Raw genomic sequence first — 22782 nt, 5'->3', positions numbered from 1 at the left:
GTTCTGCGTGGAAGATACCTGATCACAAAAACAGCACAGCCGCCGCTTCCCGCATGAAAATCTCAACGGTCTTTGGCCCGATCCCGTCGAACTCGCAGAGGCGCTTTTCAAACGCCCTGCGATCAGCACTCGCGGCGACAATGTTGCTCACCTTGCCGGCGTATTCGCTATTGAGTTTGTTTGCCAATGCAAGCAAACGCACAGCCGTGCTCTCGTCGTAACGCACATACCGAGCCTGCCCGAGAAGCCCGACCAATTGGCGGTGGCTGCACTTCGCGAGTTTTTGCGGTGAACCGTTTTCATGCGCCACGACGATGATCTGGTACGCCTGCGCAGCAATCGCGCCCTGGATTCTTTTGCCCATCAAAAAACTGGCAACCAGCCATTTGAACAGCCCCGCTTCGTTGGCTCCTTGAAGGTCGATCTGCAAATCGCTTGCGCTGATGTTTTTACTCACGGTCTGGTCTCAATGAAGACACTCGGCCCGGCGTGGCAGCCGAGATGTAGCTACGCTTCAGTCTTGCCTCGTCATTTCTGATAGGCCCGGACGGGTGAAGGTTCGGAAAAACATCACGCTTGGAACATGTCGCGAGTCTCGATGTAGTCAACGATGTCTGCCTCGGCCGTTAAATTGAATCTCAACCCGGTCAGCGCGGTCAGCTTGTGGAGGAAGACCAGACGAATGCCACGGGAAGAACCTATGAGCCTCGCAGCCTATGAATGCGCACATGCCCGGTCGAAACCGGCCTGACGAGAAGATGCAAGACAACGCAGACGCTGCCCCGATCAAGGCTGTCAGCGCTGTCGCGGCGTTCCGCCTCACAGTGGCGTTCATGTTGACGGTGATCCTGGCGTTTCTCGGCGTGGAAGGATGGCGGACCTGGCGTGACTACCACTCAGCGTTTACGTCGGCGCGCAATTCCGTCACCAACCTTGCCAGGGCGACGGCGCAGCATGCAGAGGATGCCATTCGACAGGTGGATGTACTGACTGCTGCGCTGGGCGAGCGCGTAGAAGGTGACGGACTGCAAAACATCAATGTGAATCGCATTCACAAATTGTTGGTACAGCAAGCCAGATTGATGCCGCAATTGCACGGCCTGTTCATTTATGGTCCGGATGGACAATGGATCGTCACCGACAAGGAAGTCATCCCTGAACCGGCGAACAACGCCGACCGCGATTACTTCCAATACCACCGCACACACACCGATCGTAATGTGCGTATCGGCAAAGTGGTCAAAAGCAAATCCACCGACGATCTCATCATTCCTATCTCGCGTCGCTTGAACAACCCTGATGGTTCCTTTGCAGGGGTTCTCCTTGGGACCATCAAAGTCAGCTATTTCGTGGATTATTACGGTGATTTCAAAATCGACGACCGAGGCGCATTGGTTCTGGCACTGCGCGATGGAACAATCCTGGTACGTCGACCGTTTATCAAATCCGTTATCGGTCAGAGCCTGGCGAGCAGTGAAATTTTCACCCGTTACCTGCCCGTCTCCAGCGACGGCATCGCAGAAGTCAAAGCCGTCGTGGACGGCACCGAGCGCCTGTATGGTTATCGGGCGCTGACCACATACCCCTTGGTGGTCGAAACCGGGCTGTCCCGTGAATCGATCATCGCGCCCTGGCGCTGGGATCTCTACAAGACCGGATTTGTGCTGTCCTCGGTGATCTGCGCATTCACGGTGTTCGGTCTGATTGTCCTCAATCAGCTTCGCCAGCGCATGGCCATTGAAAAAGAGCTGCGTATTGCTCATCAGACCATGCGTGATATGGCCCTGACCGACAGCCTCACCGGCCTGGCCAACCGGCGTCGGCTGGACAGTGCGCTGGCAGACGAGATTCGGCTGGCCAAGCGGCAGAACTCGTCACTGGCATTGATCATGATCGACGTCGATTACTTCAAACGCTACAACGATACCTACGGGCACGCCGCCGGTGACGAATGTCTGGCCACTGTAGCAAAGGCGATTTCCCACGCGCTGAAACGCCCCGGGGATCTTGCCGTCCGGTATGGCGGCGAAGAGTTTTCCGTGCTGCTGCCGAACACCGATCTCCAGGGGGCAGAAATGGTCGCCCGGCACATCATCGAAACCATTCGAGCTTTGGGTATAGACCACGCCGCACATCCCCTCGGCCACGTCACTGTCAGCGCAGGCATCGCGGCGGCCAGGCCAGCCGAACATGAGGTTAGCGCCGCTGTACTGATCAATGCCGCCGACAAGATGCTCTATGCCGCGAAGCAGCAAGGTCGCGATCGCTACTGCAGTGCCACGCAACTACCGTGATCGCCGCTCGTCACAATCCAGTCACTGCCATTTGCTAGGCTCTGCCGCACGTACCATTTGCTCAAGGCCCGCAATTTCACATGCAATGGAATGAGTCCACACCTCGCCAGCCCATCATCCTGCGCTCCGACAACCTCCACTCCGATGACTTCGGCGCCCTCTTCTCCCGATTTTTCGGCAACCGCTACGCCGACACTCCGCCGATTCCCTCGAACATCGTGATCAGTGGCGTCTACGGTCGACACGAAGGCGTGAGCTTTCGCCGCATGCATTATCGCGGTGACTTCAGCGTGGCCTTCCCTGACCCACAGGACGAGATCACGTTCGTCATCCCGACCGCTGGCAAGATCCTGTTCAATCACGCCAGCGAATCCATCGGTGCAAGCCACATCGGCCTGGCGATCGACAAGGCGGACATCCGCTCGATGCGTTTCTTCGATGATCACGCGCATCACGGCATGTCGATCAACCGCCATCAGCTCACCGAGCGTTTATCGGCGCTGCTGGACAAACCGATCGTGCAGAAGATCGCTTTTCAGCCCAGCGTGGATTTGCAGTCGCCAGCCTTTCAGGGCCTCAAGGCGCTGATCGATCTGGCGACGGGAACCGAGTTCGACACGTTGCTCAACAGCGGAACCTTGATGCCCTCGCGCCTGCGCGAAATGTTGATCGATGCGGTGCTCGAGGCGTGGCCGCATAACTTCTCCGAGGTGCTGCGGCGGCCGGCACCGCTGGTGGCGCCCAGGCACGTGAAGCTGGCGGTGGAGTTTATCCAGGCACATCCAGAGCAACCGGTCAGCGGCGTGGAGCTGGCGCGAATGAGCCATGTCAGCCAGCGCGCGTTGCAGGAAGGCTTTCGCCGCTTCGTCGGGATGTCGATCGTGGCGTATCAGCGCCAGGTACGTTTGCAGCGTGCTTATGAAGCGTTGGCGCAGCGGCATTCGGCGTCGGTCACGGAGGTGGCGCTGCGCTTGGGTTTCAGCAATGTCGGGCGGTTTTCTCAGTACTTTCAGAGCGCGTTCGGAGTGAGCCCGGCGCAACTGAAGTCGAGGCTTTGAGGTTCGCGTCTTGCCGGTTGTTCACATGCCCGTCGTTCGCCGCCCGCGTAATTTGATGGAACAGCCACCTGCTCAAAACGACTAACCCCTGACAGGCCACTCGATCGCCGCAACGCATCGGCTGGCGTCTACCTGGCTGCGACGGCCGCTGCGCATGCGTCGTCGCAGGCTTTGATAGGGGGTTTCGCATGACTGAGGACTTCACAGGATTTTTCATCCATCACGCGGTTTTAGGCATTTCACTGGGGAACTGGATTCTGGCGTTTTGCGCAACGTTGCTGAGCTATTTCCTCGCACGAACGGCCATCCGCTTCGTGTTTCGAAAGGTGCAGGCGCGGGCGGCGGCCGGTAATGGACACTTGAGTTACATGGCCAGCGAAGTGCTGTCGGCAACCAGCACCACGCTGTTGCTGCTGGCGTCGATTCTGATCGGGATCGGTTTGCTCGACTTGCCCGAGCGCTGGCTCACTCGAGTTAGCAGCCTGTGGTTTGTGGTGGCGGCATTGCAGGTCGGTCTGTGGGTCAATCGCGCATTGGCGCTGGCGCTGCATCGTTACTTCTCGCGCCACAGCACCACCGGCACGTTTCAGGGCAGTGCTCTGGCGACGCTGAGCCTGTGGGGCGTCAAGGTGTTGTTGTGGGCGGTGATTCTGCTGGCCATGCTGTCGAACCTCGGCGTCAACATCACCGCGTTCGTCGCCAGCCTCGGCGTCGGCGGTATCGCGGTAGCGCTGGCGGTACAGAACATTCTCGGCGACGTATTCGCCTCGCTGTCGATTGCCGTCGACAAGCCTTTTGAAGTGGGCGATTTCATCGTCGTCGGCACGCTGGCCGGTACCGTCGAACACGTCGGCCTGAAAACCACACGCATACGCAGCCTCGGCGGCGAGCAGATCGTCATGGCCAACGCCGACATGATCGGCAGCACCATTCAGAACTACAAACGGCTGCAGGAGCGGCGGATCGTTTTCGAGTTTCGCCTGACCTATGAATGCTCGACCGAGCAGATCAAAGAGATCACCCGCCGCGTCGAAGCGATCATCAAGCATGAAAAACAGGCGCGCTTCGATCGCTGCCATTTCCGCAGTTTTGGCGAGAGCGCACTGGAATTCGAGACGGTGTATATCGTCCTGGATGCCAGCTACAACGTGTACATGGACGTGCAGCAACGAATCAATCTGCAGATCATGGAAGCGGTTGCCGATGTTGACGCCGAGTTCGCCTTCCCGTCGCGGACAGTGCACATAGCGTCATTGCCGGAAGCCGCTGCGTTGCCGCCAAAAGCGCAGCATGCCTCGCGTACGGAACATGCCTGAGCGCGTTAAAACACCGGCCGCCAGCAGCACTGGCGGCCGGTTGTTCGTTCAGAACGCGTAACTGGCCTTGAGCCCGCCGTTGAAGCCGTGGCTGTCACCGCCGCCACTGGCACCGACCTCAGCGCCCAGGCTCAGGGCGCCGAGATTGGCCATCAGGTTGACGCCGCCGCTGAACTGATCGCGATTATCGAAGGCCGCGCGCTGATCAACGTCGAGGCCGAGCAAGTGACCCTGGCTGTCGACCCGGTTATCACCCAGGGTGCGTTCGTAGCCAACCTGTACGCCCGGCACCAGTTGCCAGGCGCCCATTGCCAGCGGAGCGAAGGCGACGTTGAGGTTGGCGATCGCGCTGCGGCGGGTGGCGCTGTTGTCGTCGACGTCCAGCGCCAGTTCGCTGCCCTTCTCCTGGAAGCCGTTGAGGTCGAGGTGACTGATGCGCAAACCGAGGCTCGGTTCGAAGGTCATGCCGTTGACCGGAGCGCGATAACCCAGCGCCAACGTCGCACCGGTGAGGTTGCCATGGCTGTCGCCTTTCGCCGTACCGAGGCCACCGCCGAGTTCGCGTTTGCTGGTGTAATCGACGTAACCGGCACTGGCATTGGCGTCAAGGAACAGGCCGCGCTCCAGGTTGCTGAAACCGTAGCGCGCGCCGACATTGAGGAAGGTCAAGTCCGCGTCCGCCTCCCCACCTGCCCCGCCGACGTTGCCATTGCTATAGCCAAACCCGCCGCGCGCACTGAATTGTTCGCTGAAGCGTTGAGTAATGCCAACCATCAGGCCTTGGCTGTGTTCGTTGCTGCTGTCGGCATGGGCCGAGCCATCGGTGCCGAGGTAGCCAGCCAGCGCGGTACTCCAGAGGCGGTACTGCCCGACCTTGAGATCACTGCCCCTGACGAACGGTGCCGCGGCTTGCTCAATCATTGCGTTCTGGCGCAGCAGATAGCTCGCCGCGTCGGCATGCACCTGACCGCCAACCTGGCTTTCAACCCCACCGAGCGTGCCGGCATCGATCGCCGATTGCAGGTAGTAGTTGTAAGCGCTGTAAGTCCCGGACAACTCGGTGTTCTGCAACTGCCGCAGCAACTCGGCACCGGCCGCAGCGTTACCGATCAGCCCGGCCTGCCCCGGCAGACTGTTGTATTCGACCAGCTTGCCGCGCAGCACGTAAATGGTTTCCTGCGACAGACCGAGACCCTGTTTGAGGTAATTGTCCATGCTGCCGTACTCGGCGGCGACCTGATCGAGACCGGCCTGCAAATAACTGGCCTGCACGCCCAGCAACGGCTCGTAGACCGCGGCCATGCTCGGCGGCAAGGCTTTCAGGGTTGCCGCGACACGGGCGGCGGTGTAGTCGTTGGTCGCCAGATAGTTAGCCATGATGGTCGCCTCATCGACCCCGGCAATGCTCTGCAAAACAGCCGCGGTCCAGCCGGTGCGGTCCTTGCCGGCGGTGCAGTGAAACAGCTGCGCCGCATCGACACTGGCGAGGGCATTGAACAACTGGCCGAACTGACTGCGCATGCCGGCGTCGCTGACGAAGGCGCGGTTGGTCTGCTCCATCATCGCGATGGCGTCAGCGGCGCTTTTGAACGAGATATGGGTGATATCGGCACCGGAGGTCGTGCTGCCGATGATATCGATGTTCTGCCAGGTCGCGCCCTCAATCATCGTGTCAGGCGTGGCGGCAATTTCGCTCGGCGTACGCAGATCATAAATCGCCCCGATACCCAGCCCGCCAAGCGTCGCCAGATCCGCCGCCGACGGCGTCAGCGCATTGGAACGATAGAACACCCCGCCACGCATCGTGCCGTCATGGGCGGTGGAATAAGCGCTGGTGGTACCGGCGACATCACGAAAATTATCGATGCCTTGCAGGCGCGGCGTGTCGAGCACGACAGGCTCGGCAGCGTGGGCGGCAGCAATGGACAGGCTCAGAACGGACAGCGAACACAGAAGACGTTGGAACACAGTGCAGCCTCTTTGAACAAGCGTTGGGCTTTTCACTATGGGGATGCCAGTGGGACGGAATATGACAGTTTCGAATGGAAGGGAAATGCCTGCGCAAATGGGCCGTGGGGTGCGTGAATGGTCTGTTTTTGACAACGGGAACGAGTGCTACCTGGATTGCCGGGGCGGCTTGAAATCAGCCTTAAAATCAAAAGCCCCTCACCCTAGCCCTCTCCCGGAGGGAGAGGGAACTGACCGTGGTTTTTGGAAGAGTTACGCAGACATGAAATACCGCGTCGTACGCCAACTTCGAAGCCAAACGAAATCGGCCCCCTCTCCCTCGGGAGAGGGCTGGGGTGAGGGGCAGCCACACCACCAATCCAAAGCCAACCGCGCGCTTCTAACCACTCAACAATGAGCGCCAGCTCGAGTGCTCTTGATCTTGATCCACCGGCGACGTCGGAAGGCTGAGTGGAGGGATCGATCCGGGCGTGGGAGCGCAGCGACCGTCTGGCGAAGCCAGACACAGCGGAAGGAGGTGCAGCGCAGCAAACCGTAGCCGCTGCGCCCGGAGCGATCCCGGAGCGATCCCGGAGCGAAGGGACCCGAGCCTGCGAGGGCCGAACGCAGGAGCAAAGCCTTTTGGTTCCTTTTTGGCGTCTGAAAAAGGGACTCGCCGTAAGGGCGAAACCGCCAGCCGCAGCACCCGAAGCAATGGATATGTACCCAGCGCGAAGATCAACCCTTTCGATCACCCACCTGAATATCCGTCAGCCCCACCCGCTCCGCCTGCTCCATCACCTGCTCCGGCGTCGAATCCGCCGACGGCATGAGCAGACTGTTCTCCGCATCCCCCAAATGCAACTGCAACAAATGCATCGCCGCCTCATGCTCAGCCAGTTGCACCTGCTTCAATTCAAGCTCATAACTGCGCGGCTCACCATTGAAGCGATACTCCAAAACAAAAACAGCCATCGTCTCATCCTCGAAGAAAATCAAAACAACTGCATACCCTGACCGACCGGTCAGCTTATTGGTTCAACCGCATCGCTTGCCGGGCAAACTTTTCGCGGCGCCGGGCGTCCCTTGCATACACTTCCCGAAAAGCTGATCACAGCTAAGGACTGGCAATGACCTTCTTCATCTTCCTTCTGGCCTGCGCAGCAGCGGCAACCACCGGCGTCATGTTCAAACCGGGCGCGTGGTACGAAGGCCTGAACAAACCCGGCTTCACCCCGCCCAACTGGGCGTTTCCGGTGGCCTGGACGATCATTTATCTACTGCTGGCCTGGGCCGGTTATCGCTTGAGCCTGATCCCCGGCAGCCAGACCGTGCTCGCCCTGTGGGCCGCGCAAATCGCCTTGAACACACTGTGGACGCCGGTGTTCTTCGGCGCGCATCAAGTGTTGGCGGCGATGGTCATCCTCACGCTGCTATGGCTGGTCGTCGCGGCGATGGTAGTGCTGGCGTTGCAACTGGACCTGATCACCGGACTGATCCTCTTCCCGTATCTGGCCTGGCTGTGCGTCGCCGCGGCACTGAACTTCTCCATCCTGCTGAAGAACCGCGCATGACGGCCCCTGCGCCTTGGCCGCAAGGTGAACGTGAACTGGCGCAAGTGCGCGCGTTCAACCGCAAGCTCGCCTGGCTGCCGCGCTTCAAGATCCGCAACCGCCTGACGCCGCGCCTGATCCAGGCGCTGCTGCGCCTCAGTCAGGTCGGCGGCGCGAAAAAGCTGCGCGAGCATGGCCTGACCGCTGAGCGAAGGATCTTCGACACCGTGCCCGTGCGCATTATCCGGCCCAAAGGCCAGCCGCGTGGCGTGGTACTGGATTTCCACGGCGGCGGCTGGGTCATCGGCAACGCGCAGATGAACGACAATTTCAACATCGCCATCGTCAACGACTGTCAGGTTGCGGTGGTCTCGGTCGATTACCGATTGGCCGTTTCAACCCCGGTCGAAGATCTGCTGGACGATTGCCTGCGCGCCGCGCGCGGGGTGCTGAATGACGCCGAGTTCGCCGGACTGCCCCTAGTGGTGGTCGGCGAATCCGCCGGCGCCCATCTCGCCGTCGCAACGTTGCTTGCATTAAAAGCATCGCCCGAATTGCTTCGACGCATTCACGGTGCACTGCTGTATTACGGCGTCTACGACCTGACCGGCACACCCAGCGTACGCAACGCGCCGGCCGAGACACTGGTGCTTGACGGCCCCGGCATGGTCGACGCGTTGCGCCTGCTGACCCCCGATCTGAACGATACACAACGCCGCCAGCCTCCGTTGTCGCCGCTGTATGGCGACTTCAGCGACCTGCCCCCGGCGCTGCTGTTTGCCGGCGAGCTCGACCCGCTGCTTGACGATACCCTGCTGATCGCCGAGCGCTGGCAGCTCTCGGCCCCGGTTGAGCTGCATGTATTACCGGCGTCGCCCCACGGGTTCATTCATTTTCCGACGGCCATCGCTCAGGGCGTGCTGGCTTGCAGTCGGCAGTGGATCTCGAAACGTGTCGAGAGCGCTAAGGCGTGATGACGCGGCTTCAGTGAAGGTTGGGTATTCGGGCATCGCTTTTACCCCCTTGAAACAGCCTGCAATACCCGTTTTCCTCAAATTGCCGGTGTTCACCCGCCAACCGCTGATTTTCTGCCTAGACTTGTTTTTGTTCCGGCCTGCGCATGCACTCAATGCATCGAGCCATCCGAAAACAAAAACAAGAGGAAATCCGTAGATGCTCAGATCCCTGTATACCGCGCTGGCCTGCGCATTGGCGTTAGGCACAATGAGCTCGGCCATGGCAGCCGACCCGGTAATCATCAAGTTCTCGCACGTCGTCGCCGACCAGACACCCAAAGGCCAGGGCGCCTTGCTGTTCAAGAAACTGGTGGAGGAACGCCTGCCGGGCAAGGTCAAGGTCGAGGTCTATCCCAACTCCTCGCTGTTTGGCGACGGCAAGGAAATGGAGGCGCTGCTGTTGGGCGATGTGCAGATGATTGCACCGTCGCTGGCCAAGTTCGAGCAATACACCAAAAGCCTGCAGCTGTTCGACCTGCCGTTCCTGTTCAATGACATCAACGCCGTCGACCGCTTCCAGCTGAGCCCGCAGGGTCAGGGGCTGCTCAAGTCGATGGAAAGCAAGAACATCACCGGCCTGGCCTATTGGCACAACGGGATGAAGCAACTGTCGGCCAACAAGGCGCTGCGTGTGCCTGCCGACGCCCGTGGCCTGAAATTCCGCGTGCAGGCCTCTGCCGTGCTCGAAGAACAGTTCAAGGCCGTGCGTGCCAACCCGCGCAAGATGAGCTTCGCCGAGGTGTACCAGGGCTTGCAGACCGGCGTGGTCAACGGTGCGGAAAACCCCTACTCGAACATCTACAGCCAGAAGATGCACGAGGTGCAGAAATTCATCACCGAATCCAATCACGGTGTGCTGGATTACATGCTGATCACCAACACCAAATTCTGGAACGGCCTGCCACCTGACGTGCGCAGCGAACTCGACAAGATCGTCGTCGAAGTCACCGCCCATGTGAACAAGGAGGCGCAGCAGCTAAACGAGAGCGACAAACAGCGCATCCTCGCTGCCAAAACCACGGAAATCATTACCCTCACGCCTGAAGAACGCGAGCAGTGGCGCGAAGCGATGAAACCGGTGTGGAAGAAGTTCGAGGCCGATATCGGCCCTGACCTGATCTCCGCCGCCGAAGCCGTCAACAAGGCTCAGTAATCGCATGGCAGGCGCTGCCGGGGCGGCGCCTGCCAGTCTTGACTCGACGTGAGATGCCCGCCATGAAAGCGCTTCGGCGAATCTGGGAACACTTCGAGGAAGGTTTTATCGTCTTCCTCCTGGCTGCGATGACGCTGGTCACGTTCGTTTACGTGATCCTCAACAACTTCTACAGCCTGTTTTACTGGCTTGCCGATCAATGGCCTGCGGCAAGCTCCCCGTTGTTCGCCATCGGCGACGGCATCATGGGCATGGCGCAGGCGATGACCTGGAGCACCGCCCTGACCAAGGCACTGTTTGGCTGGCTGATCTTTTTCGGCCTGGCCTATGGCGTGCGCACGGCCGGGCACATCGGCGTTGATGCGCTGGTCAAACTGGCCCGTCGTTCGGTGCAGAAATACATCGGCATACTCGCCTGCCTGTGCTGCCTGGCCTATGCCGGGGTGCTATGCATTGCCAGCCTGGAATGGATCGCGACCTTGATGAACGCCGACATCGGTGCCGAAGATCTCGGCCACTTCGGCATCATGCAATGGCATATCGGGCTGATCGTGCCGGTGGGTTTCGCGCTGATTTTCATCCGTTTTGCCGAAATCCTCGTGCGCATACTGCGCAACCGTCAGACCGGACTGGGCCTGGCCGATGAAGCCGCCGACGCGCTGAAACTCGCCGAGCACGAGGGTGACAAGCCATGACCATCGCCTTCCTGTTCGTCGCGCTTTTCGCTTTGATGTTCATTGGCGTGCCCATCGCCATTTCCCTCGGCCTGGCCGGGTCGTTGACGATCATTTTCTTCAGTCCCGATTCCGTACGTTCGCTGGCGATCAAGCTGTTCGAGACCTCGGAGCATTACACCCTGCTGGCGATTCCGTTTTTTCTGCTCGCCGGCGCGTTCATGACCACCGGCGGGGTTGCCCGTCGCCTGATCGACTTCGCCAATGCCTGTGTCGGGCACATTCGCGGCGGCCTGGCCATCGCGGCGGTGCTGGCGTGCATGCTGTTTGCCGCCCTCTCCGGCTCAAGCCCGGCGACCGTGGCAGCGGTGGGCTCGATCGCCATCGCCGGCATGGTCCGTTCCGGTTATCCGCAGGCTTTCGGCGCGGGGATCATCTGCAACGCCGGGACGCTGGGCATTCTGATTCCGCCGTCGATCGTGATGGTGGTGTATGCCGCCGCCACCGAAACCTCGGTCGGCAAGCTGTTCATGGCCGGGGTGATACCGGGCCTGCTGTTGGGCACCGCGTTGATGGTGGCGATCTACATCGTCGCAGTGAAAAAGAACCTGCCCGCCCTGCCCCGCGCCACGCTGCGTGAATTTCTCGCCACGGCGCGCCAGGCCATCTGGGGCCTGTTGCTGATGGTGATCATCCTCGGTGGCATTTATTCCGGAATGTTCACCCCCACCGAGGCGGCGGCCGTGGCAGCGGTCTACTCGGCGTTCATTGCGTTGTTCGTCTACAAGGACCTGACGTTTCGCGAGACGCCTAAAGTCCTGCTCGAGTCAGCCAAACTGAGCATCATGCTGATGTTCATCATCGCCAACGCCATGCTCTTCGCCCATGTGCTGACCACCGAACAACTGCCGCAGCAGATCACCGCCTGGGTGATCGAAGCCGGCCTGACCCCGGTCACGTTCCTTTTGGTGGTCAACATTGTGCTGCTGATTGCCGGTGCGTTCATGGAGCCGTCGGCGATCATCCTGATTCTGGCGCCGATTCTGTTCCCCATCGCCATGAAACTGGGCATCGACCCGATTCACCTGGGCATCATCATGGTGGTCAACCTGGAAATCGGCCTGATCACGCCACCGGTTGGCCTGAACCTGTTTGTCACTTCGGCGGTGACCGGCATGTCCTTGCCCGCGACCATCCGGGCGGCGATGCCCTGGCTGATGATTTTGCTGCTGTTCCTTATATTGATTACCTACGTACCGTGGATTTCACTGGTATTGCCGACCTGGCTGGGGATGAGCTGATGCCCGCACCCGTGCCGTGCAGCGCTAAAACACTCTGCTGACAACCATAACAAGACGGAGAGCTTTCCCATGCGAGTCAAAACACGCTTTGCCCTGTTGGCCGCCGCCACCCTGGCATTGAGCACCGCGGCACAGGCCGCGCCGGTGTTCATCAATATCCTGACCGGAGGCACCAGCGGGGTGTATTACCCGATCGGTGTCGGCTTGTCGCAGATCTACAGCGATGGCATTGCCGGTTCGAAGACTTCGGTGCAGGCCACCAAGGCCTCGGTGGAGAACCTCAATCTGTTGCAGGCCGGTCGTGGCGAGTTGGCGCTGGCCTTGGGCGATTCGGTGGCGGATGCAAAAAACGGCGTGGAAGATGCCGGTTTCAAAGCGCCCCTGACCAAACTGCGCGCCCTCGGTGGCGCCTACCCGAATTACATTCAGATCGTCGCCAGCCAGGAATCGGGGATCAAGAGCCTCGCCGATCTCAAGGGCAAGACCATCTCGGTCGGCGCCCCCAAGTCCGGAACAGAACTCAACGCCCGGGCCATTTTCAAAGCCGCCGGCCTGACCTACGAGGACATGGGCAAGGTGCAATACCTGCCCTTCGCCGAATCGGTGGAGTTGATCAAGAACCGCCAACTGGACGCCACACTGCAATCCTCCGGCTTGGGCATGGCGGCGATTCGCGACCTGTCTTCGGTGATGCCACTGAACTACATCGCCATCCCGCCTGATGTGGTCAGCAAAATCGGCAACCCGGCGTATCAGAGCGCGATGATTCCGCCCAACACCTATGACGGTCAGGCCGAAGCCGTGCCGACCGTGGCAATCACCAACATCCTGGTGACACGCGCCGACCTGCCCGACGAGGTCGTTTACCAAATGACCCGACTGCTGTTCGAGAACCTGCCGCGCCTGGGCAATTCTCATTCGGCCGCCAAGGACATCAAGCTGGAGACGGCGGCGAAAAACCTGCCGATCAATCTGCACCCCGGTGCCGAGCGCTACTACCAGGAAAAAGGCGCGTTGTAACCGCCCCAAGGCCAGTGGCGATTCGAGCGTCGCCACTGGCTTCTTCCAGCGTAGTCATGAGGCAGCCGCCAATGAGCGATGAGCATCACGGCATTTCCGCGAACCCGCGGGACTGGCCAAAAGCGCTATTTTACGTAGCGCTGCTGTTTTCGATATTCCAGATCATCACCGCAGCCTTCGCGCCGATCTCCAGTCAGGTGCTGCGCGCGGTGCACGTCGGCTTTCTGTTGTGGGTGGTGTTTCTCAGCTACCCGGCTTACGGCCAGAGCCGACCCTGGCAACCACTGGCCTGGTTGCTCAGCCTGGCCGCCATCGGCGTTGCCCTGTATCAGTGGGTGTTCGAAGCGGATCTGATTCAGCGTTCCGGCGACCTGACGCCAACCGACATGCTCGTTGGCGTGGTGCTGATTACGCTGGTCTTCGAAGCCGCGCGGCGGGTAATGGGCATTGCACTGCCGATCATCTGCGGCTTGTTCCTCGCCTATGGCCTGTTCGGGGAGTACCTGCCCAGCGAACTGGCCCACCGCGGCTACGGCGTCGACCAGATCATCAATCAATTGTCGTTCGGCACCGAAGGGTTGTACGGCACCCCGACCTACGTGTCGGCCACCTACATCTTTCTGTTCATCCTGTTTGGCGCGTTTCTCGAACAGGCCGGGATGATCAAGCTGTTCACCGATTTCGCCATGGGCCTGTTCGGCCACAAGCTGGGCGGGCCGGCCAAGGTCGCTGTGGCCTCGTCGGCGTTGATGGGGACCATCACCGGTTCGGGGATCGCCAACGTGGTGACCACCGGGCAATTCACCATTCCGCTGATGAAACGCTTCGGCTACCGGGCGGCGTTCGCCGGCGGCGTCGAAGCCACGTCCAGCATGGGCAGCCAGATCATGCCGCCAGTGATGGGCGCGGTGGCGTTCATCATGGCGGAAACCATCAACGTGCCGTTCGTGGAAATCGCCAAGGCCGCGTTGATCCCGGCCATCCTGTATTTCGGTTCGGTGTTCTGGATGGTCCATCTGGAAGCCAAACGCTCCAACCTGCAGGGCTTGCCCAAAGAGCAATGCCCCAGCGCGTTTGGCGCGGTCAAGGAGCGCTGGTACCTGCTGATCCCGCTGCTGGTCCTGGTTTACCTGTTGTTTTCCGGGCGCACGCCGCTGTTTTCCGGGATGGTCGGCCTGGCCTTGACGGCGATTGTGATTCTCGGCTCGGCGATCATTTTCAGGGTGCACAGCTTCGGTCTGCGTTGTGCGTTCTGGATCGCATTGGGTGTGCTGTGCACAGGCTTTTTTCAGCTGGGGATCGCGGTGATTTTCGCCGTCGTTGCGGTGCTGGTGCTGGTCTGCGCATTGATCAAGGGCAGTCGGGAGACCCTGCTGATCTGCCTGCACGCATTGGTCGAAGGTGCACGCCACGCGGTGCCGGTGGGCATTGCCTGCGCGCTGGTCGGGGTGATCATCGGCATCGTTTCGCTCACTGGCGTCGCGTCGACGTTTGCCGGTTACATCCTGGCGATCGGCCGCGACAACCTGTTGCTGTCGCTGATCCTGACGATGATCACCTGCCTGGTGCTGGGCATGGGCATTCCGACCATTCCCAACTACATCATCACCAGTTCGATTGCCGCCCCGGCGCTGCTGGAACTGGGCGTGCCGCTGATTGTGTCGCATATGTTCGTGTTCTATTTCGGCATCCTCGCCGACCTCACTCCACCGGTGGCGCTCGCCTGCTTTGCCGCTGCGCCAATCGCCAAGGAAAGCGGCTTCAAGATCAGCCTGTGGGCGGTGCGCATTGCGCTGGCCGGTTTCATTATTCCGTTCATGGCGGTCTATAACCCGGCGTTGATGCTGCAAGGCGACAATCTGTGGATGAGCGCTTACATGCTGCTGAAAACCGTTCTGGCGGTCGGCCTGTGGGGTGTCGCGTCTACGGGTTTCCTGCAACGCAAAATGGCAGTGTGGGAGCGTTTGCTCAGTTTCGCTGCGGGGGCTTTGCTGATCGTCGCGCTGCCGCTGACCGATGAGATCGGCTTCGTCCTCGGCATTCTGGTGCTGTTCCAACACGTCTGGCGATCCCGCCGCGCCGGGCTGGCGGCGGCATGATCGGTTTGTGCCTGGGGCTGGCCGGCAGCCTCTGGGCGCAACTGCCGGTGAGCCATTTCACCCTGGCGTGGAATCACAGCATCGAGAAGATTCGCTGGGAAGAAGATTACCGCGTCAGCGCCGAAGGCCTGATGCTGCAAGAAGCGCGGGTACGCGGCAACGGTGCCGGCATGGACATCCCCGATGACGCACGACTGGACAACGGCAGTTGGCACTTCCAGCGCCGCTTGCCGCCCCAACAACCACTGAAACTGGGGCGCACACCCGAGGCGGGCGATTATCAGTTGTGCTTCGAGGGCGACTGCCAATCGATGAGTCAATGGGTCGGCGCCCCGACCAGCGCGCAACCGTTCATTGAGCTGTGGAGCTGCGAGATCGCCGGATAATCGTCATTCAGCGCCCGCTCCTCTTTTGCATGGAACCCTGCGTTCCCCGCCGTTCTCTATCACAGAACCAACGGAGGAGGAATTCCCTATGATCGCCCCTGAAACCGGTATGAAGCCGGGTGAGCGCTATCGCATTGACAGCGTCGAGCGCGCGCCGCAGTTTCCTGGCTTTTTTCTTGATGGCAGGTATTACCTCGGCCCCGAACTGCAGACCGCGGTGGGTTGGCTCGAAGGCCAGACGTTTGTCTACGACATGCTCGATCCCACAGGCGAGCCGATCTACCCCGATCGGGTCGTCGGCCGGATCGAGGCGCTGACGCTGGTGATGAACGACGGGTTGCGCCTGGCGGTCGAGTTGGTGCCCTACGAGCCGGAAACCATTGAGCCGGCTGCGACGCCTGAACCTCTCGCCCCCAAACGCTCAATGACCAGCCCGCGCCTGGCGGGCAAACTGGTGGTCATCACCGGCGCCTCCAGCGGCATTGGCCGGGCGACCGCGCATGCGTTTGCCGCTGAGCATGCGCGGCTGGTGCTGGCCGCGCGTGACGGCGAGGCGCTGGCCGAGGTGGTCGATGAGTGCGCGGCGCGGGGTGCACAAGCGCTGGCGGTGCGCACCGATGTCACCTCCAACGAGCAAATGCAACAACTGGCCGAGCAGGCGGCGGAATTTGGCAATGGCCGTATCGATATCTGGATCAACAATGCCGGTGTTGGGGCGGTGGGCGATTTTGCGCAGACGCCACTGAAAGTGCATGAACAGGTTCTGCAGACCGACTTGCTCGGCTATCTGCGCGGCGCCTACGTCGTGTGGCCTTATTTCAAGGCACAGCAACAGGGGATTCTGATCAACACGCTGTCGCTCGGCAGTTGGGTGGCGCAGCCGTATGCGGCGGCGTATTCGGCGAGCAAATATGGCTTGATCGGTCTCACCGAAGCCCTGCGCGGCGAACTGGTCGGGCAGCCGGATATTCATGTCTGCAACATCTATCCAGCGGTCATCGATACCCCGGGGTTTCGCGACGGCGCCAACTACACCGGCCATGCGCTGAAGCCGCCACCGCCGATTTATGATCCGCAGCAAGTGGCGAGCGCAATGGTCAATTGCGCGCTCAAGCCAAAACCGCAGGTGACGGTCGGCAGTGCGGCAACGCTCGCTCGCATGGCGCACTTTCTGCTGCCGGGCTTTTCGCAGTTGTCGGGCTGGCTGACCCGCCGGGGCATCCAGCGCAGTCCGGCCATTGAAACGTCGTCGGGGAATTTGTTCACACCACCTAGCGGCGAGCGGCGCGTCGAGGGCGGTTGGCGCCAGCCGACAAGACCCTCACCGCTGCTGGTGGCTGGCGCCGCGATGCTGGTCGGTGGCTGCCTGCTGGCGATCAATCGATCACGCGGACGCCACCGCTAGCCAGCTTCCGGCGAGCGGTGGCGCGATAAAGCGTCACTGCTCGCGGGTTACCGTCAACGCCACCACGGCGATGCGCTCGGCGAGGGCGTATTCGGGTTTGACCAGTTCTTCACCGAACACGTCCGGGTCAAGCTCTTCATAAGTCCACGCATACCTGCCACCGGCCACCAGCGGTTTGATCGCTTCGAGGAAAGGATCCTGCCCGACCTGAATCGCCACGCCGGTGTAGACCAGCAACGTCCCGCCGAGCGCCAGACGCGGCAGTGCTTCGCGCACGATGCGCACTGACAGGCCTTCGCCCAGCGCCCCGCCACCGTGGCGATAGGCACGCTGATGCTGATCGTTCATGTACGGCGGATTGGCGATGATCAGATCGAACTCGCCCTCAACGCTGGCCAGCAGATCGCTGTGGTACGCCGAGACGTTATCAGCCCCGGCGAGTTCCGCGTTGACCGCGGTCATGCGCAGCGCCTGCGGATTGATATCGACGGCCAGCACTTCAGCCTCGCGCCGCGCCCGGGCAATGATCACCGCGCCTGCCCCGCTGCCGCAGCCAATGTCCACCGCACGTTTGATCGGAGCGAAGCGTTGCTGTAGCTGCGCCTGGATGGCGCGGGCGAAGCGATAGGTATCGGGGCCGAAAAACACCGCATCGTTGGCGGTGGTGGGAAAAGCCGAATGCACAAACAAGCGGTCATTGAGCGTCGACCAGCGCACGTTGCTGCGCCACAGCGAACCTTGCTGCTCGATGATGCCCGCCTGCTCGAGCTTGCCCAGCTCATCCGCTGATAACAGCTCGCTGGCAAACGGCATCGACCACCCGAATACATCGCGCAGGTCCTTGGCCAGCGGGCTGGCGAAGCGTTGACAGACCCGTTCGTGGGTCAGCGGTGTCGGAGTGATAAATCGATAACCGCTGTCCTGCAAGCGTTTACCCAATTCGAATAGCGTTCGATCCGAAGTTTCCTGTAGCGACATGCAGCCTCCTGTGGTCAACGCAAACGGTCACGCAATTGAATAAAACGCCGGGTCGCAAACAGCCCGGCCGGACGCCAGTGCCGCTGCGGTTGCAGCCAGGGTTGCAGCTTGTGCATCTGTTCCACAGGCGGCAGATTTTCCAGGCTCTTCTCCAGCGTGCGCTGCTCGGTATCAGCGATGTCGATTTGTTCATCGGCTGCTGCACCTCGGCGCGCGACGTAGGGCCGGTGCGCGTTGTCCGGGCAGTCACCGGTAATCCAGTCGCTGAGCAATTGTTTTTCGTAACCGTTGAACACACCGAACATCACCGCTTCGCTGCCCTCGATCAGGCGCCAGAAACGGCTTTGCTCAACCGGTTGGCCACGTTTGATCCAACTCTTGCGCTCCAGCGCCGCGAGGAAATCGGCCATCTGCCCCGGCGCCGCCAGCCACTGGTTGATGGTGCGGTCTTCGATCCGGCAATAGTCGGAATGCATGTGCTGGCCGAAGATTGCCTTGCGTTCGAGCATCGACACCACCGCGCGCTGCATATCGAACTCCTGAATGACCGCCGTCGAGCCCTTGCCCAGATCATTCAGACGATAACCGACGGTCATGCGCCGGTAAAAATTGTCGCGCTCCGGGCCTGCCGGGATCAGCCGCAACAGCGCCTGCACGGCCTTGCGCGCATGCCCGGTGCTGGCATTATCGATGGTCACGTGCAGGCGGAAATATTGCGGGTCGATGCCCAGCTCGGCCAGTTCGTACGAGCTGATCAACAGGTGCAGAGGTGGCTGTTCGTAGCCAAGGTTGTAGCCGATGACTTCCGGCAGAAACTCATCGCCGAAACGCCCCAGCGCCAGTTGCAAGGCGCCCTGCAGAAAGTACTCATCGGCCAGACCTTGCAGGTCGGCGCAATCGTGTTCGGCCAGCAGCTTGCGGTAGATCACCACATGGTTCTGCCGTGGGAGGCCGTTGCCCAACTCCTCGAGATAGGTATCGAGCAGGTAGTCGAAACGCTGGTCCTGCCAGTGCGCAGGAATGCCCGCCAGCCAGGCGCCGTCGACCTCTTTGGTTGGCGCCACATGCTGAAGGAAATACAGCGCGTGGGACTTGTTGCGAAAATAGCGCCGGTCCGCACCCTGCTGACGCGCTGACAGGTACTCCGCATATTGCGCCGCGACATCGGCACAGTGCGCCTCCGACCATTGCGCCAATGCCTCAGGCTCCGATGGCAGATCCAGCGGCAGCTCGGCGGCCAGCTGCAATTGTTGGCGAAGCAGATCGTAGGCAATCCGGTCAACCGCAGAATCTTCCGCCAACAGCCGATCATAAAGATCGTGATAAGAGACCGGTTGCAACACGGCCCTCTGTGAAGACTTCTTGATCGGGATGTCGATCAGCGTCATGGCAGCTCCCCTCATCAAATGCATGCTCATAAACGAGAGAGTCGCCGCCGGTTAAAATAATTCCTTTTTTCAGCGCAGCGACGGAGCCAACGGTACATCCCCCACTGCTGCCGTCATTCGCCCGCGGAAAATGCCTGGGCAGCACAAACTGCCCAGGTAAATTCCTGGCTTTTTGCGGCGAATCGCGTGAGCAAAAGCGCGATTACTTTTTCTCTTCGGCCGACTCGCCTTGCTGTATCTGCAACGAAGCCTTGCTCTTGTCGCCTTCCTTGTTGGGCGCATCGTTCGAGCCTTCGAAGCAGCCTTGCAGCAGCAACATCGAGCAGAAACCGAGGCATACGCAGAGGGTTTTCATGGGTGTCTCCTGACGGGGATTGTGGAACATTCGGCGTTGATTACGCGGTCGCCGGTTTAGCAGTGGTAGCGCCATCGGCACCGGGCTCGAGCTTGACCTTGATCCAGCCGTGCTGATGTTTATCGAACGCCTTGAACGCCGATATCGCATCGGTCAGCGGTTCGTCCTGTGTGATGACTTTGGCCGGGTCGACGCGACCGGCCAAGGTCATTTCGATCAGCTTGGGAATGTACTTGCGGTGGTGACAGTTGCCCATGTTCAGGCGCAGGTTCTTGTTCATCGCCGCGCCGATCGGGAAGCTGTCGAACCCGGCCGGGTACACGCCGATGATCGACACAGTGCCGGCCTTGGCCACCGCCTGCACCGCCCATTGCAGGGCTTGCGAGGGCTCATCGCCCGGCTGCCATTGCGCCGGTTCGTGAGCGCCATGGTGGGCGTGATTAGCGTCGATGCCGACCGCATCGATGGCGCAATCCACGCCAGTGTCGTCGGTCAGGCGGGCGATGGTTTCGAGCGGGTCTTCCTGTTCGAAATTGATGCACTCGGCGCCCAATGCCTGCGCTCGAGCAAGACGATCTGCGAGGCCATCGATGGCGAACACGCGGCCAGCGCCCATCAGTTTGGCGCTAACGATAGCGAACAGCCCGACCGGGCCGCAGCCGAACACGGCGACGGTATCGCCGTCTTTGATTTCGGCCATCTCCGCACCAAACCAGGCGGTGGGCCAGATATCCGACATGGCGATGGCCTGGTCGTCGCTGATGGCATCGGGGAGTTTGATCAGACCGATGTTGGCGAACGGGATACGCGCTTTTTCGGCTTGCAGGCCGTGGAACGGGCCGGTGGTTTTCGGCCCGCCAAAGAACGATGTGCCGGCAGTTTTGCCGTTGGGGTTGGCAACGTCGCACTGGGCGAAATAACCGGCACGGCAGTAGGCGCAGTTGCCGCAGGCAATGGTCGACGGGATCAGCACGCGGTCGCCGACCTTTAGATTGCGCACGTCACTGCCCAGGGCTTCGACGATGCCCACGCCTTCGTGGCCGAGGATGGTGCCGGGTTGCATGTCCGGGGCGCTGCCGCGGATGAAATGCAGGTCAGTGCCGCAGATGGCTGAGGCGGTGAGCCTGACGATGGCGTCGGTCGGGGCCTGGATTGTCGGGTCCGGAACGTCATCCAGGCGTATGTCGCCGATACCGTGAAAGACGATGGCTTTCATTGTCTTCTCCCGTTGGGTGGTGGGTTTATGGGTTGAGGTGCGGGTGGGCGGCAAGGTTTCATCGGGGTTTGGGGTGGGCTGATTAATGGTCGGGTTTTCCGCGTGGGATTTGTGTTGGACCCGCCCCTCACCCCAGCCCTCTCCCCAGCCCTCTCCCCCAGGAGAGGGAGCCGATTCTGGTTGGTTTCAAAATTTGCATTCGACTCGATATTGCGCGTTGCCGTAGCTCTCGCATTCCCCGCGATCAGTCCCCTCTCCCTCCGGGAGAGGGCTAGGCGGGCGGCGTTCCGATGAGGGGCTTTTGATCTTCTGCCACGGACCACCGGTAAACTCGTTGGAATTTTTTCCACGCCCCCCGACTCCTTTGGCTATGAGCCTAAGGAGGAACTCATGAGTCGTACGGATATTTTCACCATTGAATACTTGCTTCACGGTCAACCCCGGTCGTTTGTCATCCGCGCTAAAAACATGAGCAACGCGGATGCGTGGCATTGGGCGAGTTGTGACGCGGGTATTGCGCCGATTCCCAAACCAGGGAGACCACCGCTGAAGGTCATTTCGAAACCGCAGGCAGAACGGTTTGGCATCACCGAGGTTAAATGGCGCGAGACTACCGCTTTGGTGTGGACGGAGGCTTCATCATGACTTCAACGACGTCATCGGCTGGCTTTTCAACTGAGGATGAGGACGACGAACCGGCGCGGATCAACGCCTTGTTTTACGAAGCGGACCGCCTTGAGGAAATCGCCTACCGACTGTTCGATGAGAGCAGTCGCAATGCGGCGATGTGGGAGCATTTCAACCAGGCCAAGGCTGTGGCCGACGCCAAGCGCACCGAGGCGTATCAGGCCTTCATGCAGTTGCGCAGACGCTCGCGAAGCTGACCGTTGCAAACGCTGAAAAAACAACACCCGCCCTTCGACGGGTGTTGCAGGTGTGCCGTTCAGCCCTTGCTGTGTTCCGGCGATGACGGCCCCTCCTTGACCCCGCGCGGGCCGGCGATGCCCCAGACGATCAGGCCCAACACCGGGAACACGATCAGGCCGATGGCCCATGCGGCTTTGGTGCCAACGCTTTTCTCGCTGCGAAACACACTGACAATCGCCCACAGGTCGACCAGCAGAATGATCACCGCGACCGCTATCGAAAAGTAACTCGTTGCCTCGTTCATGGCGCACTCCTCCAATGACTGGTATGCATTGGGTTGCGCGATCAAATCAGCGTTCAAAAAATCCTGCATAAGGCGGATAGCCGTGATCTGCCAAGCTGAATCGGCCCGTGCAGCAGATCCGAATCCATTCCCGATCTGGGGCTTGCTGATGAAACTTCTGTCTTGGCCGGACGATCTCCTGAACATCACAAAACCGGGAGAGCAACCATGAAATGCTACCTATGCGGACTCAACGCACAGAAAACCGACGAGGCCCATGGCGGCCAGCTCGTCGACTGTTCCGACTGCGGCATTTACCGGGTTTCAGGCCTTGTACTGAAAGAGCTGGGCGCAAAAAGATTCAACTTCACCAAGATGCGTGATGACTTGCATCGGCAAAGGCAGTTCAACGCCACGCTGGTCGCCGAAATCAATACCGAGACCGCAATCTGGGCGTAAAAAAGCCCGGTTTC

23 protein-coding genes are annotated in these 22782 nt (G+C 60.5%); 15 read left to right on the top strand and 8 right to left on the bottom strand.

The genetic code is table 11. The features are described from left to right. Nucleotides 1-22: 22 nt before the first annotated feature. Entirely contained in the window at nt 23-457 is a 435-nt protein-coding gene (locus BLU24_RS14000; protein ID WP_093101218.1) for a DNA methylase, read from the bottom strand. Between the two features lie 271 nt (nt 458-728). On the opposite strand from BLU24_RS14000, the gene BLU24_RS13995 reads away from it, so the two are divergent. The 3 genes from BLU24_RS13995 (at nt 729) to BLU24_RS13985 (ending at nt 4668) form a co-directional block, all read left to right on the top strand. Next, nucleotides 729-2294: a sensor domain-containing diguanylate cyclase gene (locus BLU24_RS13995; protein ID WP_093106678.1), complete on the top strand. Its 1566-nt coding sequence runs from the start codon at nt 729-731 to the stop codon at nt 2292-2294. 80 nt (nt 2295-2374) lie between these two features. Further along, on the top strand, nt 2375-3352 hold the full coding sequence (locus BLU24_RS13990; protein WP_093101216.1) for an AraC family transcriptional regulator: 978 nt from the start codon (nt 2375-2377) through the stop codon (nt 3350-3352). A 188-nt stretch (nt 3353-3540) separates the two neighbouring features. After that, nucleotides 3541-4668, top strand: a complete 1128-nt coding sequence (locus tag BLU24_RS13985) for a mechanosensitive ion channel family protein (protein WP_093101214.1) — start codon at nt 3541-3543, stop codon at nt 4666-4668. Nucleotides 4669-4716: 48 nt separating this feature from the next. On the opposite strand, the gene BLU24_RS13980 is transcribed toward BLU24_RS13985, so the two are convergent. Together BLU24_RS13980 and BLU24_RS13975 are read right to left on the bottom strand one after the other, a co-directional pair. Beyond that, nucleotides 4717-6636, bottom strand: coding sequence for a tyrosine-protein phosphatase (locus tag BLU24_RS13980; RefSeq protein ID WP_093101212.1), 1920 nt, complete (start codon nt 6634-6636; stop codon nt 4717-4719). A 717-nt stretch (nt 6637-7353) separates the two neighbouring features. Next, on the bottom strand, nt 7354-7590 hold the full coding sequence (locus BLU24_RS13975; protein WP_093101210.1) for a hypothetical protein: 237 nt from the start codon (nt 7588-7590) through the stop codon (nt 7354-7356). Between the two features lie 155 nt (nt 7591-7745). Here BLU24_RS13975 and tspO point away from each other — a divergent pair, with 155 nt between their 5' ends. The 9 genes from tspO to BLU24_RS13930 all read left to right on the top strand — a co-directional run bounded on the left by tspO (nt 7746) and on the right by BLU24_RS13930 (nt 17222). After that, complete coding sequence (gene tspO / locus BLU24_RS13970; protein WP_093101208.1) at nt 7746-8189, top strand: tryptophan-rich sensory protein TspO; 444 nt, start codon at nt 7746-7748, stop codon at nt 8187-8189. Then, nucleotides 8186-9142, top strand: a complete 957-nt coding sequence (locus BLU24_RS13965; RefSeq protein ID WP_093101206.1) for an alpha/beta hydrolase fold domain-containing protein — start codon at nt 8186-8188, stop codon at nt 9140-9142. Before tspO ends, BLU24_RS13965 begins: the two co-directional genes overlap by 4 nt. Before the next feature lie 199 nt (nt 9143-9341). Next, on the top strand, nt 9342-10337 hold the full coding sequence (locus BLU24_RS13960; RefSeq protein ID WP_093101204.1) for a TRAP transporter substrate-binding protein: 996 nt from the start codon (nt 9342-9344) through the stop codon (nt 10335-10337). A gap of 62 nt (nt 10338-10399) precedes the next feature. Further along, nucleotides 10400-11032, top strand: coding sequence for a TRAP transporter small permease (locus tag BLU24_RS13955; RefSeq protein ID WP_093101202.1), 633 nt, complete (start codon nt 10400-10402; stop codon nt 11030-11032). Beyond that, entirely contained in the window at nt 11029-12312 is a 1284-nt protein-coding gene (gene dctM / locus BLU24_RS13950; RefSeq protein ID WP_093101200.1) for a C4-dicarboxylate TRAP transporter large permease protein DctM, read from the top strand. The genes BLU24_RS13955 and dctM overlap by 4 nt, the downstream gene beginning before the upstream one ends. Before the next feature lie 69 nt (nt 12313-12381). Further along, on the top strand, nt 12382-13332 hold the full coding sequence (locus BLU24_RS13945) for a TAXI family TRAP transporter solute-binding subunit (protein WP_093101198.1): 951 nt from the start codon (nt 12382-12384) through the stop codon (nt 13330-13332). A 71-nt stretch (nt 13333-13403) separates the two neighbouring features. After that, a complete protein-coding gene (locus BLU24_RS13940) occupies nt 13404-15431 on the top strand; it encodes a TRAP transporter permease (protein ID WP_093101196.1) in 2028 nt (675 codons plus the stop codon). After that, nucleotides 15428-15817, top strand: a complete 390-nt coding sequence (locus BLU24_RS13935; protein ID WP_093101194.1) for a DUF1850 domain-containing protein — start codon at nt 15428-15430, stop codon at nt 15815-15817. The genes BLU24_RS13940 and BLU24_RS13935 overlap by 4 nt, the downstream gene beginning before the upstream one ends. Before the next feature lie 88 nt (nt 15818-15905). After that, entirely contained in the window at nt 15906-17222 is a 1317-nt protein-coding gene (locus tag BLU24_RS13930; RefSeq protein ID WP_093101192.1) for an SDR family oxidoreductase, read from the top strand. A 33-nt stretch (nt 17223-17255) separates the two neighbouring features. Here BLU24_RS13930 and BLU24_RS13925 read toward each other — a convergent pair whose 3' ends face one another. From BLU24_RS13925 to BLU24_RS13915, 4 genes are all read right to left on the bottom strand, one after another. Continuing rightward, on the bottom strand, nt 17256-18200 hold the full coding sequence (locus BLU24_RS13925) for a methyltransferase (RefSeq protein WP_093101190.1): 945 nt from the start codon (nt 18198-18200) through the stop codon (nt 17256-17258). 14 nt (nt 18201-18214) lie between these two features. Next, on the bottom strand, nt 18215-19588 hold the full coding sequence (locus BLU24_RS13920) for an iron-containing redox enzyme family protein (protein WP_093101187.1): 1374 nt from the start codon (nt 19586-19588) through the stop codon (nt 18215-18217). Nucleotides 19589-19790: 202 nt separating this feature from the next. Next, a complete protein-coding gene (locus BLU24_RS27620; protein ID WP_157720699.1) occupies nt 19791-19943 on the bottom strand; it encodes a hypothetical protein in 153 nt (50 codons plus the stop codon). A gap of 40 nt (nt 19944-19983) precedes the next feature. After that, nucleotides 19984-21159 carry a zinc-dependent alcohol dehydrogenase gene (locus BLU24_RS13915; protein WP_093101185.1) on the bottom strand — a complete coding sequence of 392 codons (1176 nt, stop codon included), beginning with the start codon at nt 21157-21159 and terminating at the stop codon, nt 19984-19986. Nucleotides 21160-21549: 390 nt separating this feature from the next. On the opposite strand from BLU24_RS13915, the gene BLU24_RS13910 reads away from it, so the two are divergent. Both BLU24_RS13910 and BLU24_RS13905 read left to right on the top strand, forming a co-directional pair. After that, nucleotides 21550-21804 carry a DUF6555 family protein gene (locus BLU24_RS13910; protein WP_090283857.1) on the top strand — a complete coding sequence of 85 codons (255 nt, stop codon included), beginning with the start codon at nt 21550-21552 and terminating at the stop codon, nt 21802-21804. Further along, entirely contained in the window at nt 21801-22043 is a 243-nt protein-coding gene (locus BLU24_RS13905) for a hypothetical protein (protein ID WP_090283859.1), read from the top strand. The genes BLU24_RS13910 and BLU24_RS13905 overlap by 4 nt, the downstream gene beginning before the upstream one ends. A 59-nt stretch (nt 22044-22102) precedes the next feature. On the opposite strand, the gene BLU24_RS13900 is transcribed toward BLU24_RS13905, so the two are convergent. Then, nucleotides 22103-22330 carry a PLD nuclease N-terminal domain-containing protein gene (locus BLU24_RS13900; protein ID WP_090283861.1) on the bottom strand — a complete coding sequence of 76 codons (228 nt, stop codon included), beginning with the start codon at nt 22328-22330 and terminating at the stop codon, nt 22103-22105. A gap of 207 nt (nt 22331-22537) precedes the next feature. Here BLU24_RS13900 and BLU24_RS13895 point away from each other — a divergent pair, with 207 nt between their 5' ends. Further along, nucleotides 22538-22768: a hypothetical protein gene (locus BLU24_RS13895; RefSeq protein WP_093101183.1), complete on the top strand. Its 231-nt coding sequence runs from the start codon at nt 22538-22540 to the stop codon at nt 22766-22768. The last annotated feature ends 14 nt before the right edge of the window (nt 22769-22782 follow it).

It is taken from the genome of Pseudomonas sp. Z003-0.4C(8344-21) (genome assembly GCF_900104975.1).
GTDB lineage: Bacteria > Pseudomonadota > Gammaproteobacteria > Pseudomonadales > Pseudomonadaceae > Aquipseudomonas > Aquipseudomonas granadensis.
Note: the sequence above shows the minus strand (reverse complement) of the source record. Positions and strands in the feature narration are given on the sequence as shown.